The organism is Streptomyces sp. NPDC044571, from assembly GCF_040647115.1.
Taxonomy (GTDB): domain Bacteria; phylum Actinomycetota; class Actinomycetes; order Streptomycetales; family Streptomycetaceae; genus Streptomyces.
This window is the reverse complement of sequence record NZ_JBEZBN010000068.1, coordinates 1-13,713: the sequence shown is the minus strand read 5'-3', so window position 1 is coordinate 13,713 and position 13,713 is coordinate 1. Positions and strand designations below refer to the sequence as shown.

Sequence of the window (13,713 nt, the reverse complement as noted above, 5' to 3'; positions counted from 1 at the left end):
TGCACCCGGGGCCCGGCAGGGACTCGGGGCGGGGTGGATCCGGCCTGGTCCCGAGCCCGCCCGGCACCCGAAAGGCCGCCGGCGCCGCGGGTGCGGTCCGGATTCGGTGTCACGATGCCAGCCCACACAGCAGACACGGCGGCGGCGAAGCCGTTGCACAGGGACGGAGAGGGAGGAAAGTGACGCCTCAGGTGGCCGAGGAAACGGCTCAGCGTCTCCCCGCACGGCAGCGCTCGATGGCCTCCGCCGACACCGCACCCGCGGACACGGCCCCGCCCCCGGAGCGGACCGACGCCGAGCTGCTGATCGCGGCGTCGATCCTGCTGGCGGACGCCGCTCTGACCGCGAAGCAGGCGGGCGCGGAACTGACCGGCGCCCTGTCCAGTTGGCGCTTCGGGCTGGAGACGCTGCGCCGCCCGGCATGGGCGCTCGGCGCGGCGACGGCCTGCCTGAAGGCGCTGACCGGCCCGTCGGGGCTCGGGTTCGGTGCGAACGGCGGGGTCGTCGGGGAACTGGCGCGGATGGCGGGCAGTGTGACGTACCGCCGCCCGGCGAAGGTGGCGATGGCGGTGGACGCCTTCGCCATGCGGATCCGGGCGATCGCCGCCGACCACCCGAACCTGGATTCACCGCTCGCCCGGCGCCTGACGGACGCCATGGTGGGCGGGAACCGGATCGAGGCGCTGCGGGCGACGTACGCGCTGGTCGAGCGGCTGGGCGTCACCCGCGCCCTCACCACCGTGAGCCCCGTGATCATGGAGCTGATGGCGCTGCTCGGGCTGCTCGACGAGAACCCGGTCAACGACAGCTTCTCGTGGGTGACGCTCGCCGGGGGCGTGCCGACCACGGATCCCTTCCTCGGCCTGCCCAGTTCGCTGCTCCGGTACCTCAACCCCGGTCCCGGGCGGGCGGAGCGGGCCGAGCCGGACGCCATCCTGGCCAAGGTGCTGGCCACTTCCCGCAACGACATCGTCAGCTACGTGGGCGACATCGGGGCGCTGGGCAACCACGGGCTGGTGCTGCTGCGCCGCATCGCCTGCGCCGACGGCGCCGTACGGCACGCGCTCCTGCTGCCGGGGACCAGTTTCGGGCTGCTGAGCAACAGCACCCCGCAGGACCTGGTCGGCGCGTTCGACGGCCTCCTGCGCACCGACACCACGTACACCCGTGCCGTGAAGAAGCTGCTCCGGCGGGCCGGGGTGCCGGCCGGCTCGGAGCTCATGCTCGTCGGGCACAGCCTGGGCGGGCTGACCGCGATGAACCTGGCGACGGACCTCGACGTGGCGTCCACGTACCGGATCACCCACGTCGTCACCCTGGGCTCGCCGATCGACGGCAAGCGCCCGGCCGACCACACCACCCGGGTGATCAGCCTGGTCAACAAGCACGACGTGATCCCCATGCTGGACGGGCGCGGACCCGCCTCCCCCAACGACATCCCCGAGAACTGGGTCGAGCTGGCCTGGCTGGACGAGTCGTACGACTACCCGCTCTCGCACGCCCCCCAGGCGTACTCCGACACGCTGCGCGGGGAGATGGCGCACTACCGGGAGCAGGTCAACCAGCTGATCAGCACCTACGACGGCGAGATCGTCGGCAACCAGCCGTACATGCTGCGCGACAAGTGACCGCAAGGGAGACCGACCGATGACCACGTCCCACAGCCCGGCCACGACGGCGCGGCGTCCCGCGACGGCCTGGCCCCTGGAAAGCGCCGTGTTCAGCGCGGCCATGGTCGCCCAGCGGCTGCCGTGGGCGGACGCCACCGCCCGCGCGCTCGGCCTGGACGCGCTGACCCGGGAGGGGGTGACGCGCCGGCTGCTGCAGCACCTGCGCAGCAGCCGTTCCGGGCGGCCGGTGCGCCTGCACACCCCGTTCGGGTCCTTCCTCGTACCACTCGCCACCCGCGACGCCGAGGGGTTGCTCGCCCGGGCGGAGGAGGTGGGGGCGCTCGGGCCGGCGAGCGGCCTCACCGCCGGCGGGGATCGGTACGGGCTGTCTCCGCACGCGGCGGCCGACGGAGACGTCTCCGTGTCTGCCGCCGAGCTGGAGGCCCTGGTCGCCGAGGATCTGGACCGGGTGGTCGCGGCCCGGCGCGGGGACGGCACCCTGGAGTGGCGCGACTGGTACCGCGGCATGCTCCGGCTCGCCCGGCGCGTGGTGGTGGGCGCGGCGGCCGCAGAGGACATGCTGCTGAGCGAGGTGATCGCGGTGGCGACGACTTCGGCGGACAGGAGGGCGTACGAGGCCCGGGCCGCGGCCCTGCGGCGGCGGCTGGCCCCTCACCTGGCGGACCCGGATCCGGCGTCGCTGGCCGGCCGGCTGGTGGCCGGGGGCGGCGATCCGCAGTCCGCGGTCCCGGCGGTCACGCACGCCCTGGCGGTGGTGTCCGAAGCCGCCGCCGGGACGGCGCTCCAGGCGCTGGCCCTGCTGGCCGTGGGGGCGGCGGCTTCCGCTGAGGAGGCGGTGGACACGGCGCTGCGCCGCTTCCCGCCCGTGGCGGCGGCGGTGTACCCGGTACGGGCCCCGTTCGTGTGGGAGGACGTCGCGGTCGAGGCCGGGACCGAGATCCTGGCCGCCCTGGCCTGGCTGCGGCGCCTGGAGTCCGGGGAGGGCGGGGGTGGTGGCGATGCGCCCGGGGGCTTGTGCGGGGCCCCGGCCGGATGCGCGGCGACGCACTTCGCGGCGCGGGTCGCGGAGGCGGTCGTCCGGGGCACCACCGCGGTGGCCCGGCCGGTGGTGATCTCACCGCGGGTCACCGCGGACCGGCTCCCGGACACCCTCGACCCGCGGACGCTCGTCGTGGCGCTCGGCGATCTCACCGCGCTGCCCGGCGACGGGCGGGTGACGGTCGGCATGCCCACCGCGGTGCCGGTCTCGGCCCACGGCTACGCACCGGCTGCGTACGGTGCGCTGGCCCGTGCGAGCGCCGACCGGCTGGAGCGGCACGCGGAGAGCCTGGCGGCCTGCGCCGAGCACAGCGGCTGGAACGCCGACGAGGCGGGCGAGCGGTTCCGCATGGTCCTGCTGGGCCATGCGGAACGGTGCGCGACGGCGGCCGACGGGGTACGGCGGGCAGCGAAGCGGCTGGGGGACTGATGGCGCGCGCTGTCCTGGCCGGGCTCGGCGCGTACGTGCCGCCGCGGGTGCTGACCAACGCCGAGCTGTGCGGGCAGCGGCCCGTCGGCGACGAGTGGATCCGGGACCGGATCGGGGTGGCGACCCGGCGCGTCGCCGACGGCGAGGCCACCGTCGACCTGGCCGTACGGGCCGGGCGCCTCGCGCTGACGGCTGCCGGGGCGGCCAGCGCGGATGCGGTGGTGCTGGCCACCATCTCCCCCGACCGGCTCCTGCCGGCCGGTGCCCCGGAGGTGGCGGCGCGGCTGGGGCTGGGCCAGGTGTCGGCGTTCGACCTGGCGTCCGGCTGCAGCGGGTTCCTCTACGGGCTGGGCGTGGCCTCGTCGATGATCGCCTCCGGGATGTCGCGGAGCGTCCTGCTGGTCGCCTCGGACGTGTTCACCGCCTTCCTGGACCCGGCGGACTGGCTGATGTCGGCCATCTTCGGCGACGGCGCGGGAGCCGTGCTGCTGCGCGCCGGGACCGACGGTGAGCCCGGTACGTTCGGGCCCTTCGACCTGGGCAGCGACGGGGCGCAGGCCGATCTGATCGAGATCCCCGGCGGCGGCGCGCGGGCGCGCAAGCGGCTGCTGGAGGAGCCGGACGCGGAGTTCTCGCCGTATTTCCGGATGGACGGGCCGGTGGTGCGCAAGCAGGCGGTCGTCGGCATGTGCGAGTCGGTCACGCGGGCCCTGGGCCGGGCCGGGTGGTCCCTCGGCGACCTGGACCTGGTGGTCGCCCACCAGGCGAACCAGCGCATCCTGGACGGCCTCGCCGCCGAGTTGGGGCTGGCGCCCGAGCAGGTGGTGTCGCACATCGAGCGGTACGGGAATGCGGCGGCGGCCTCGGTGCCGGTGGTGCTGGCCCAGGCTGCTGCCGCCGGAACGCTGGTGCCGGGGCAGCGGGTGGCCCTGACGGCGTACGGGGCCGGGCTGGCCTGGGGGTCGACCACCCTGGTGTGGCCCGGGGTGCGGGCGGTGGTCGAGGGCGGTTGAGCCGCACCCCCGGGCCGGCGCTCGGGGTATGTCAGAACGGGGTCTACGAGGACGGGGTCTACCAGAACGGCGTTTCCCGCCTGCGCCGTTCCCGGTCGACCAGGTTCTGTACGGCGTCCTCCACCTCGGCGCAGAGTCGGCGGGCCGCGGCCGAGCGGGCGGCGAAGGACTCGGACCGGGCGGGCGCGGGGATCGGCTCGCCGATGGTGACGAGCCATTTCGAGGGCAATGGGAAGACCGGGGTGAGCGGGAAGTAGGGGAGGTCCAAGAGGCGTGCCAGGGAAGGCACTTCACCGAACTTGGGGCACGCCTCCTCGGCACCGATGACGGACACCGGCACGACCGGCGCACCGGCCCGGACGGCGGTGACCGCGAATCCGGGCCTGAACGGGCGCAGTTGGTAGCGCTTGCGGAAGGGCTTTTCCAGTCCGGCCATTCCCTCGGGAAACACCCCGACGAGTTCCCCTGCGGTCAGGTGTTCCAGTCCGAGCATCGGATCGAGCGGAATGGCGCCCTTCTTGCGGGCGTACGAACCGATGACCGGAAATCGAAAGGCCGCCGGGGCCGCGGGAACGTGCAGGGGCCGGTCGAGATGGCGCGCGAACACCTTCTGGAGGACGAATGCGTCGAGCGCCCAGGCGCCCGAATGGTTGGCGACGACGACCGCGGGCCCTTCGGCCGGAATGTTTTCCACCCCCTGGACGTCCAGCCTGAAGTAGTCGTCGACGAGCCAGTCGAGGAACCGGTCCCAGGCGGTCTCCCCCGCATCGCCGAGCAGCCGCTTCACCTGCCTGAGCTCGGCGCCGACCACATCGATCACACCGGTCACGCTTTCCGACACGAACGATCCCCACTCTCACGTTACGAATCATCAAGATGTTTATTCGGGACGGACTTTGAGTAAATACACCGCCGTGGTACTTATTTGAACACGGGCACACCCCCTCCCGCTCCCGGGAAATGGCACACATGAGAGACATGAGAGGCGCCGTGACCACATCCGCGCAGGAATCCGTTCTCGACCTGATCAGCGAACTGCTCGTCGAGAAGTTCGAGGTTCCCTCCAACGAGGTACAGGCGAGCGCGCGGATGCGCGACCTGCTGACCGATTCGCTGATGGTCGTCGAGATGGCCATCGCCGTCCACGAGGTGCTCGGCATCAAGGTCGAGGAGGACGAGCTCCGCGGCAGCACCCTCGGGGAGTTCGCCGAAGCCGTCGAAGCACGGCGCACGGACCGTTGAGCCGACGCCCTCCGGCCGTCGTGACCGGGCTCGGCCTGGTCACGGCGGCCGGCTGCGGCCGGGAGGCCACCTGGTCGGCCGTCCGCGCGGGACGTCCCACCGCGGGCCCCGACCCCGCACTGGCCGCTCTGCCGGTCTCGCTGAGCTGCCGGGTGCCCGCGCTGGACCACCCGGTACTGCGCCGACGGGGATCGGCCCACCTGGACCCGGTCGACCGGTTCGCCCTGGTGGCGGTCGCGCAGGCACTGGAGCAGGCCGGGCTCGTCCCCGAGGAGTGGGACGGCAGCCGGGTCGCCGTCGTCACCGCGGGCAGCGTCGGGGGCGCCCTGACGCAGGACACGGCGATCACCCGGCTGCGGGAGCGCGGCCCGGAGTTCGTCTCGCCGTACTACCTCACCGGCCATCTGGTGAACATGGCATGCGCCAACATCGCCCTGCGCTTCGGCGTGACCGGGCCCACCCTGTTCACCTCCACGGCGTGCGCGTCGGGCACCACCGCCCTCGGCCTCGCGCGGGACCTGCTGGCGAGCGCGCAGTGCGACATCGCCCTCGTGTGCGGCGCCGAGGCGGCCATCACGCCCCTGGTGGTCACCGGCTTCGCCCAGTTGGGCGCCCTCTCGGGTACGGGGTCACGCCCGTTCGACGCCACCCGCGACGGGTTCGTCATCGCGGAGGGTGCCGGGGCGCTGGTGCTGGAGCGGACGGAGCACGCCGCCGCGCGGGGAGCCCGGCCCCTGGCGCGGTTCATCGGCTACGGCGCATCCACGGACGCGCACCACCTGGTGGCCCCGCACCCGGGGGGCCGCGGGGCCGAGCAGGCCGTCCGCGTCGCTCTCGACGACGCCGGAGTGGGCGCGGAGGACGTCGACCACGTCAACGCCCACGGCACCTCCACCCGGCAGAACGACGAGATCGAAGCCGGGGTCCTGCGCCGCGTGTTCCCCCACCGGCCGCCCGTCACCTCGGCCAAGGGGGCACTCGGGCACACGCTCGGGGCCTCGGGCGTCATCGAGGCGGCGCTGACCGTCCTCGCCCTGGTCGAGGACACCGTTCCGCCCACGGCGGGGCTGAGCGAGACGGAAGCGGCCATGGACATCGACGTCGTCAGCGGTACGGCCCGGCCGCACACCTCGTCCGTCGCGGTCAGCAACTCCTTCGGATTCGGCGGGCACAACGCCGTGGCCGTCCTGGCCCGCGCCTGAGGGGGCACGGCCCCTCAACCGCGGGTGAGCCGCACCACGTCTCCCGCGGCTCCGCCGGCGAGGACGTCGATCCGGACGCCGGTGGCCGGGTCGGCAAAACCCTGGCCGGGCGCGTACGCAGCGAGGTCGAGCGCGGTGCAGCCGGCGGGCGGGGCTGCCGCCGGTGTGCCGGGCACGATCCGGACCGGGCCCTCGCCGGTGCGGACCGCTGAATCGACCTTGTAGATCAGGACACCGGTGGAGCAGGCCGCCCGGTCGCCACCCTCCGCGCGACGGGACTCGACGACGTACGCCGTGGTCCCGCCGGTGCGCAGCACCGCGATCTTGGTGCCGCCGGGGCGTTCCACCGGGGTCAGCCGGACCGTGCGGCGCCCTCGTGCGGGCAGACAGGCGACCTGGTCGTCGCGTGTCCAGCCGAGTTTCCACGCGTGCCAGCCGAGGTATTGCGGAGCGGGTCCGGCGATGTTGCCCATGAGGTCCCAGCCGCCGGTGTACTGGTGGGTGGGGCCGGTGAAGGAGTACAGGTCCGGCAGGCCGAAGGTGTGGGCGGTCTCGTGGGCGGCGACGAGGGGTCCCCAGTGCCACATGTCCTGGCCGAAGGTCACGGCCCACTTCAGGCGGGTGCCGTCGGCGCTCACGCCGGGCGTGGCGGGGTCGTAGAGGTAGGTCGGCGAGAAGGAGACGGCGGCGGCCGCCTTGGTGGGCACGACGTAGACCATGTCGTAGCGGGAGAAGTCCGTGTACGGGTCGGCGGCCGTGACGGCGTCGCGCACGTACCTCTCGTGGGCCTCGAAGGTGAGGCCCCGGGCGAAGCCGTACGCGTCGGAGTCCGCCGGCATGCGGATCCAGCGGCGCAGGGGGCTGAGGGCGAGGCGGGAGCGGCCGTGGCTGGCGGCGCTCAGCCAGTCGGCGGCGGGGGCGAGGTGGGCGGCGTAGGCGTCGGTGGAGTCGTCGGCCTGCGCGTCGGGGAAGTCCACGAACAGGGTCAGGACGCGGCGGGTGCCGGTCGACGGCTGGAACTGGACGGGGTCGGTGTCGTGGCCCTCGTCGGTCCAGCCCGTCCTGCCGGGCAGGGCGCAGTCGGCGGCGGGGGCGGAGGAGTGCGGCGCCGGGGCCGCACTGGCCGTGGTGGGGGCGGTCAGGCCGGTGAGGAGGGCGGCCACCGCAGTGGCCGCGCGCAGGCTGGGGTGCGCAGGGGGCATGGGGATCCCTCGGGTCGGGGCGGGCAGGGGGTTCAGGCGCGGCCGGCGGCCAGGTCCATCAGGCGGGCCAGGACGGCGCCGCCGGAGGCGCTGACGCCGTCGTGCTCCCATTCGTTGGTGACCCAGACGCGGGTGGCGCCGATCTCGCGCGCGGTGCGCAGGGAGAGGCCGGCGTCGACGTACATGTCGTCGTGGTAGACGGCCGCGGCGAGGGGAACGGCGTTGGCGGCGAGGCGGTGGGGGTCGTACAGCGCGGGCCAGTCGGTGCGCCGTGCCAGGAGCTCGGCGGCTTCGGCGAAGGGACGCAGGCCGGTGATCTCCCGGAACATCCAGGGGTAGATCATCTCTCCGGTGAGCAGCAGGGGGTCCGCCTCCTCGGCGAACTCGGGGAAGCCGGTGAGCGTCCGGGAGGCGGCCCAGGCGGTCGGCCCGGCGCCCTGGCCGTACAGCGTTTCCTGCATGACGGCGAACAGCGGATTGTCCGTGAAGGCGGTCAGGTTCATCACCTGGTGGCGGAAGGTGTCGGTCAACCGGCCGCCCCCGTCGAGGGATTCCTCCAGCAGCCAGTGGAGCCGCTCGAAGCCGTCGCCCATGCCCAGGCAGAGGCCGAGGGTGCGCAGGCGGCGGGCGGTGAGCCGGTCGCCGTCGGGCAGGCGGACGTCGTCCGCGGTGAGCAGGTCGGCGATCGTGCGCAGGCGCCGGGCGTCGTCCGGGTAGCGGGCGTAGAAGTCGAGCACGCGGTCGCGTACGCGGGGGTAGGTGCGGGCGTACACGTCGTCGGCGGTGGCCGACAGGCCGGGCAGGCCGCCGGTCACGTAGCAGGACCGCAGGCCTTCGGGGGCTCGGGACAGGTAGGTGAGGGTGATGAAACCGCCGTAGCTCTGTCCGAGCGTCTCCCAGGGGGAGTCGCCGCACAGCCTGCGGCGGATCAGCTCCGCGTCCGCGACGATCGCGTCGGCGCGGAAGTGGCCGAGGTACGCGGCGAGTCGGTCAGCGGTGTCGAACCGGGAGGCGGACCGGGCGGTGACCGGGGTGGAGCGGCCGGTGCCGCGCTGGTCGAGTAGCAGCACCCGGTGGGTCTTCAGCGCGTGGGGCAGCCAGCCCGGCGAACCGGCTGTCGGTCGGGGTGATTTGCCGCCGGGGCCGCCCTGCAGGTAGAGCAGCCAGGGCAGTTCCTCGCCGGCGCGGGTCGGGTCGGCGACCTCACGGGCGAAGACCTCGATGTCCGGGCCGTCGGGGGCCTGGTGGTCCAGGGGGACGCGGAAGACGTGGTCGGCGGTCGCGTAGGCGGGGTTCATGGATCCCTTTCACGGCCGAGGGGGTGGGCCGCGGTGCGAGGTGGGACGTTGCGCCCCGAGCATGGCTCGGCGGCCCGCGCTCCCGGGAGCCCCCGCCTTCCCATAACGCCGCGTTATGCCGCACCGACATCTTGGGAGTGCAATGTCACATGGCTAAATTGTCGCCACGCCCCGCCACTTCGGGCGACCCCCGCCCCCGTCCCCTCCCCTTCGCCCCGGAGAGACCTCCCATGGACCTGCGCACCCGCACCGCCCTCGCCACCGCGCTGGCGGCGACCCTCGCCCTCGGCACGGCCGGATGTCTCGGCGGCACCGAGTCCGACGCCGGCCGAGGGGGCCGCAACCCCGCGACGACCGGCTCCGGCACGGTGATCGGCGGCACCCCGCAGAAGGGCGGCACCCTGACGGTCCTGTCCAACCAGGACTTCACGCACCTCGATCCGGCCCGCAACTGGGTGATGGGCGACATGGACTTCGGCACGCGGCTGCTCTACCGCACCCTGGTCACGTACAAGGCGGAGCCCGGCACCAAGGGCGGGGAGCTCACCCCCGACCTCGCGGAGGACCTCGGGGTCTCCTCCAACGGAGCCATGACCTGGACCTTCAGGCTCAAGGCGGGGTTGAGGTACGAGGACGGCTCGCCGATCACCGCCCAGGACGTCAAGTACAACGTGGAGCGGTCCTTCTCCCCCGACCTGCCCGGCGGCCCCGACTACGCGGCCCGCTACCTCGCCGGCGCCGAGGGCTACCGCGGCCCGGCGCAGGGCAAGCACCTCGACTCCGTGAAGACGCCCGACGACCGCACGATCGTCTTCGAACTGCGCAAGCCCTTCGCGGAGTTCCCCCATGCCACCGTGCTGCCCACCTTCGCTCCGGTCCCCCAGGCGCATGACACGGGGTCCCAGTACGACAGCCGCCCGTTCTCCTCGGGCCCGTACAAGATCGAGACCTACGACCGCGGCAAGCAGCTCACGCTGGTCCGCAACGCCCACTGGGAGCCGGCCACGGACGGGGTGCGCAAGGCCTACCCGGACAAGGTGGTCGTGATGATGGGGCTGCGGGCCAACCAGATCGACGACCGGCTCATCGCGGCCTCGGGCGCCGACGCCTCCGCCGTCTCCTGGGGGAAGCTGCGCCCCGAGAGCACCCCCAAGGTGCTCACCAAGGCCGATGTCAGGGCGCGGCTGCTGTCCGAGTCCTCCAACTGCACCGAGATGGTGCAGATGCACACGGGTCGCGCTCCCTTCGACAACGTCAAGGTCCGCCAGGCCGTCCAGTACGCCCTCGACCGCCAGGCCATCCTGACCGCCTCCGGCGGCCCTGCCCTCGGCGACATCGCCACGGCCATCATGCCCGGCTCGATCTTCGGCGGCACACAGCCCGACACCCTGGGGATCCCGGCCACCGGCGACACCGGGAAGGCGAAGCAGCTGCTGGAGGAGGCGGGGAGGGCGGAGGGCTTCGCCACCTCCCTCACCGTCTCCAACGGGGACAAGGGGGTCGCGGAGGCCGTCCAGCAGTCCCTGGGGCGCATCGGGATCAAGGTCACCATCGAGACCGTCGACCCGTCCGCCTTCTACGACACCATCGGCGACACCAAGAGCCGTACCGACCTCGTCTACACCGGGTGGTGCCCGGACTACCTCTCGGGCTCCACCTTCCTGCCCTTCGTCTTCGACGGCCGCTACATCAAGGAGAAGGGCAACTCCGGGAACCACTCGCTCTTCCGCGACGAGGCCACCATGCAGCGCATGGACCAGATCGCCGCCATGACCGACACCGGCCAGGCCGACAGGGCATGGCAGGAGCTGGACGGGCAGATCCTCGCCCAGGCCCCGACGGCGCCGGTCGTCATCGAGCGCATGCCCCTGCTGCTGGGCACGAACATCGCCGGCGCCTTCGGCCACACGTCGTTCGGCGGCCAGATCGACTACGCGACCGTCGGCCTCAAGGACCCGACCGGGAGGGGACGCTGAGGGTCCTTCTCAAGCCATCTTCAGCCATGTGACATTTCACATGGGAGGCGTACCATCTGCGCCATGGATCTGGAGGTTCGGCACCTGCGGGTGGTCTGCGCGATCGCCGAGGCGGGCAGCCTCACCCGCGCCGCCGCCGCGCTGGGCGTGACCCAACCGGGGCTCAGCGCCCAACTGCGCCGCATCGAGGCCATGTTGGGCGGGTCACTCTTCGACCGGCGGCAGGACGGGGCCGCTCCCACCCCCTTCGGGGAGCTGGTCCTGCGGCGGGCCGACGCCATTCTGCCGGGGATCGACGGGCTGCTCGCCGACACCGCCCGCGCCGCCCGCCGGGCCTCGGGGGCCGGCCGCGTCCGGATCGGCTCGGTCGGCGCCCCCCTGCTCGGCCACCTCATCCTGGCCGTGAAGGAGCTGCTGCCGGAAGCCGAAGTGACCGCGCGCTGCCAGTACTCCCCCGTCGCCCTCCTCGACGATCTCGCGGCCGGCCGGCTGGAGGCGGCCGTGCTCGGCGACCACCCCGAGCAGGAATTGCCGGGCCGGCCGGACGTTCTCCTCCATCCGCTCGTCACCGAGCCGGTGTTCGCCCTGCTGCCCGCCGCCCACCCGCTGGCCTCCCGGGAAGAGGTCGCCCTGGCGGAGCTCCTGGACGAGCACTGGGCGGCGCCCCGGCCGGACAGCGACCGGACCCGTGAGTACTGGTCGTCGGTGTGCGCCGTGACGGGCCGACGCCCCTTCACCCCGTACGAGGCGGAAGGACGGCAGCTGATCGAGATCGTGCGGGCCGGCCTGGCCGTCAGTCTCTGCCAGGCCACCTTCACCGAAGTGCCGGGCCTCGCGGTCCGGCCCCTGGCGGGGAATCCGCTGTGGTACCGCCACGTCCTGGCCTGGCGCAGCGACGGTCCGCTGCCGGAATGCGGCCCGGAGCTGCTGCGCCGCGTGGCCGACGGCTACCTGCGCACCTGCCGAGCCGGCGCCGCGTACACGCGTTGGCGAAACCGCCATCCGCACGCGGCCGTTCCGGCCACCGGGTGGTGAGGGCGCGGACCGGTCAGGGACGGTTGCTCCGAGCCCCTTGGCCTCGCCGCCGACGGATGGCCGGTTATCGCTGGTGGGGTGGAGGTGCCTGGCATGATCGGGCTTCACGTTACTTGTCAGTAGCGTAACTTCCCCCCAACCAGAAGGTCTTACGTACGTGCCCAAGCTCGCCAGACGCCTCCTGCTCACCGGCTTCACCACGCTGGCACTCACCGCCACCGGCTGCTCCTCGGCCACGCACACCGGAGCCGCCGACCCCGCAAGCACCGCCACCCTCGCGTCCGTCGCCGACGGGACGCAGCAGCTCGACGTGGCCGCGGCGCCGCAGGGCGCGCCCGCGCCGACGGCCGTCGCCCGCGTCGGAGCGGGGAAGGGCTCCCCCGAGAAGTCCTCGCTGAAGGTCGCCTCCTACGACCAGGCGACCGGACGGGCCGTCATATCCACGGCTCCGCACGGCACGTCGCCGGCGTCCCCCGCGCCCAGCCACTCCCCCACGGCCGACAAGCCGGTCGCCGTCGGTGACGTCATCGCCAGCGCACCGGCGCCCGGCGCCCCCAACGGCCTCCTCGCGAAGGTCACCGAGGTCGGCCGCAAGACCGACCTCGGCACCGAGGTCAAGACGGCTTCCACCACGCTGTCCTCCGTCCTCAACGACGACAAGGCCGACGGCAAGGTTCCCGTGGACCCGGCCTCGGTCACGGTCGAGCCCCTGATGAAGGGCGTCACCTTCTCCTGGGCCAAGAGCCAAGGGGTGCGGTTCGGCCCCGAGGGGGCGAAGCTGCCCCTGGGCAACCTGCGGCTGGATGTGAACGCCCCCATCGACACCGCCTCGGACGCCCCCGTCTCGGCCGGCGCCTCGGTCTCCGGATTCGTCCAGCTCGCCCCCACCGTGGAGTTCTCCTACGACGGCTCGGGCGGCTCCGGACCGCGCTCCGCCTTCCTCGGCATGAGCGGTGACTGGTCCTCGCAGTGGAGCCTGAAGGGCCACGCCGCCGCGAGCACGGGTACCCCCAAGCGGATCCCGTTCGCCAAGCTGCACAGCGCTCCGGTCATCCAGGTCGGCCCGGTCCCGGTCGTCGTCAACCTCGACCTGACCTGCTACGTCCAGGTGGAGGCCGACGGGCGCGTCACCCTCGAAGTCCGGCAGGACGTCAAGGGCGACTTCCGTGTCGGCGGCAGCTACGCGACGGGCAAGGGCTGGACTCCGGTCAGCACCTCGAACGTCCAGAGCTCGCCGGTGAAGGCCGAGGTCACCGCCGCCGGACGGGTCAAGGGCGCCCTCGGCGCCGAGGCCTCCGTCGGCCTGTACGGGGCCGTGGGCGTCTCCGCGGACTTCGCCCCGTACCTGCGCGGCGAGGCCGACGCCAAGGCGTCCGCGTCCACCGACGGCAAGACCTCGGTGAGCGGTGCGTGGGCACTGTACGGCGGCTTCGACCTGAGCGGACAGCTGCACTTCCAGCTGTCCCTGTTCGGCACGCCGGTCTTCGAGCGCCGCATCCCGCTGGGCGCCCTCAACCGCGAGTGGCCGCTCGCCGGCGGCAAGACCGGCCGCTAGGTGTATTGGCCCGCAGGGTTGTTAACGCGGCTGATGGGCGGCTTGCCGTCGAGTGCGGTGTGGCAGCGGTGGTGGTTGTAGGTGTGGAGGA

At 73.2% G+C, this 13,713-nt stretch carries 11 protein-coding genes; 8 read left to right on the top strand and 3 right to left on the bottom strand.

The genetic code is table 11. The features are described from left to right. Positions 1–179: 179 nt before the first annotated feature. The 3 genes from AB0B01_RS27090 to AB0B01_RS27080 are packed head-to-tail and all read left to right on the top strand — an operon-like array spanning position 180 to position 4,112. A complete protein-coding gene (locus tag AB0B01_RS27090; RefSeq protein WP_361724297.1) occupies positions 180–1,628 on the top strand; it encodes a hypothetical protein in 1,449 nt (482 codons plus the stop codon). A gap of 19 nt (positions 1,629–1,647) precedes the next feature. After that, positions 1,648–3,099: a hypothetical protein gene (locus AB0B01_RS27085; protein WP_361724294.1), complete on the top strand. Its 1,452-nt coding sequence runs from the start codon at positions 1,648–1,650 to the stop codon at positions 3,097–3,099. Beyond that, positions 3,099–4,112, top strand: a complete 1,014-nt coding sequence (locus AB0B01_RS27080) for a beta-ketoacyl-ACP synthase 3 (protein ID WP_361724291.1) — start codon at positions 3,099–3,101, stop codon at positions 4,110–4,112. Before AB0B01_RS27085 ends, AB0B01_RS27080 begins: the two co-directional genes overlap by 1 nt. 58 nt (positions 4,113–4,170) lie before the next feature. Here the strand turns inward: AB0B01_RS27080 and AB0B01_RS27075 are convergent, their stop codons facing one another. Further along, complete coding sequence (locus tag AB0B01_RS27075) at positions 4,171–4,953, bottom strand: lysophospholipid acyltransferase family protein (protein ID WP_361724288.1); 783 nt, start codon at positions 4,951–4,953, stop codon at positions 4,171–4,173. A 149-nt stretch (positions 4,954–5,102) separates the two neighbouring features. On the opposite strand from AB0B01_RS27075, the gene AB0B01_RS27070 reads away from it, so the two are divergent. Both AB0B01_RS27070 and AB0B01_RS27065 read left to right on the top strand, forming a co-directional pair. Continuing rightward, positions 5,103–5,354: a phosphopantetheine-binding protein gene (locus AB0B01_RS27070; RefSeq protein WP_361724285.1), complete on the top strand. Its 252-nt coding sequence runs from the start codon at positions 5,103–5,105 to the stop codon at positions 5,352–5,354. After that, a complete protein-coding gene (locus AB0B01_RS27065) occupies positions 5,351–6,556 on the top strand; it encodes a beta-ketoacyl-[acyl-carrier-protein] synthase family protein (RefSeq protein WP_361724282.1) in 1,206 nt (401 codons plus the stop codon). The genes AB0B01_RS27070 and AB0B01_RS27065 overlap by 4 nt, the downstream gene beginning before the upstream one ends. A gap of 14 nt (positions 6,557–6,570) precedes the next feature. Here the strand turns inward: AB0B01_RS27065 and AB0B01_RS27060 are convergent, their stop codons facing one another. Next, entirely contained in the window at positions 6,571–7,758 is a 1,188-nt protein-coding gene (locus tag AB0B01_RS27060) for a M6 family metalloprotease domain-containing protein (protein ID WP_361724279.1), read from the bottom strand. A 32-nt stretch (positions 7,759–7,790) separates the two neighbouring features. Next, positions 7,791–9,056 carry an alpha/beta fold hydrolase gene (locus AB0B01_RS27055; protein WP_361724276.1) on the bottom strand — a complete coding sequence of 422 codons (1,266 nt, stop codon included), beginning with the start codon at positions 9,054–9,056 and terminating at the stop codon, positions 7,791–7,793. 230 nt (positions 9,057–9,286) lie between these two features. Between AB0B01_RS27055 and AB0B01_RS27050 the strand changes: the two genes are divergently transcribed. From AB0B01_RS27050 to AB0B01_RS27040, 3 genes are all read left to right on the top strand, one after another. Next, entirely contained in the window at positions 9,287–11,032 is a 1,746-nt protein-coding gene (locus tag AB0B01_RS27050) for an ABC transporter substrate-binding protein (RefSeq protein ID WP_361724273.1), read from the top strand. A 63-nt stretch (positions 11,033–11,095) separates the two neighbouring features. Further along, positions 11,096–12,067 carry a LysR family transcriptional regulator gene (locus AB0B01_RS27045; RefSeq protein WP_361724270.1) on the top strand — a complete coding sequence of 324 codons (972 nt, stop codon included), beginning with the start codon at positions 11,096–11,098 and terminating at the stop codon, positions 12,065–12,067. A 157-nt stretch (positions 12,068–12,224) separates the two neighbouring features. Beyond that, positions 12,225–13,622: a hypothetical protein gene (locus tag AB0B01_RS27040; RefSeq protein WP_361724267.1), complete on the top strand. Its 1,398-nt coding sequence runs from the start codon at positions 12,225–12,227 to the stop codon at positions 13,620–13,622. Positions 13,623–13,713: the final 91 nt, after the last annotated feature.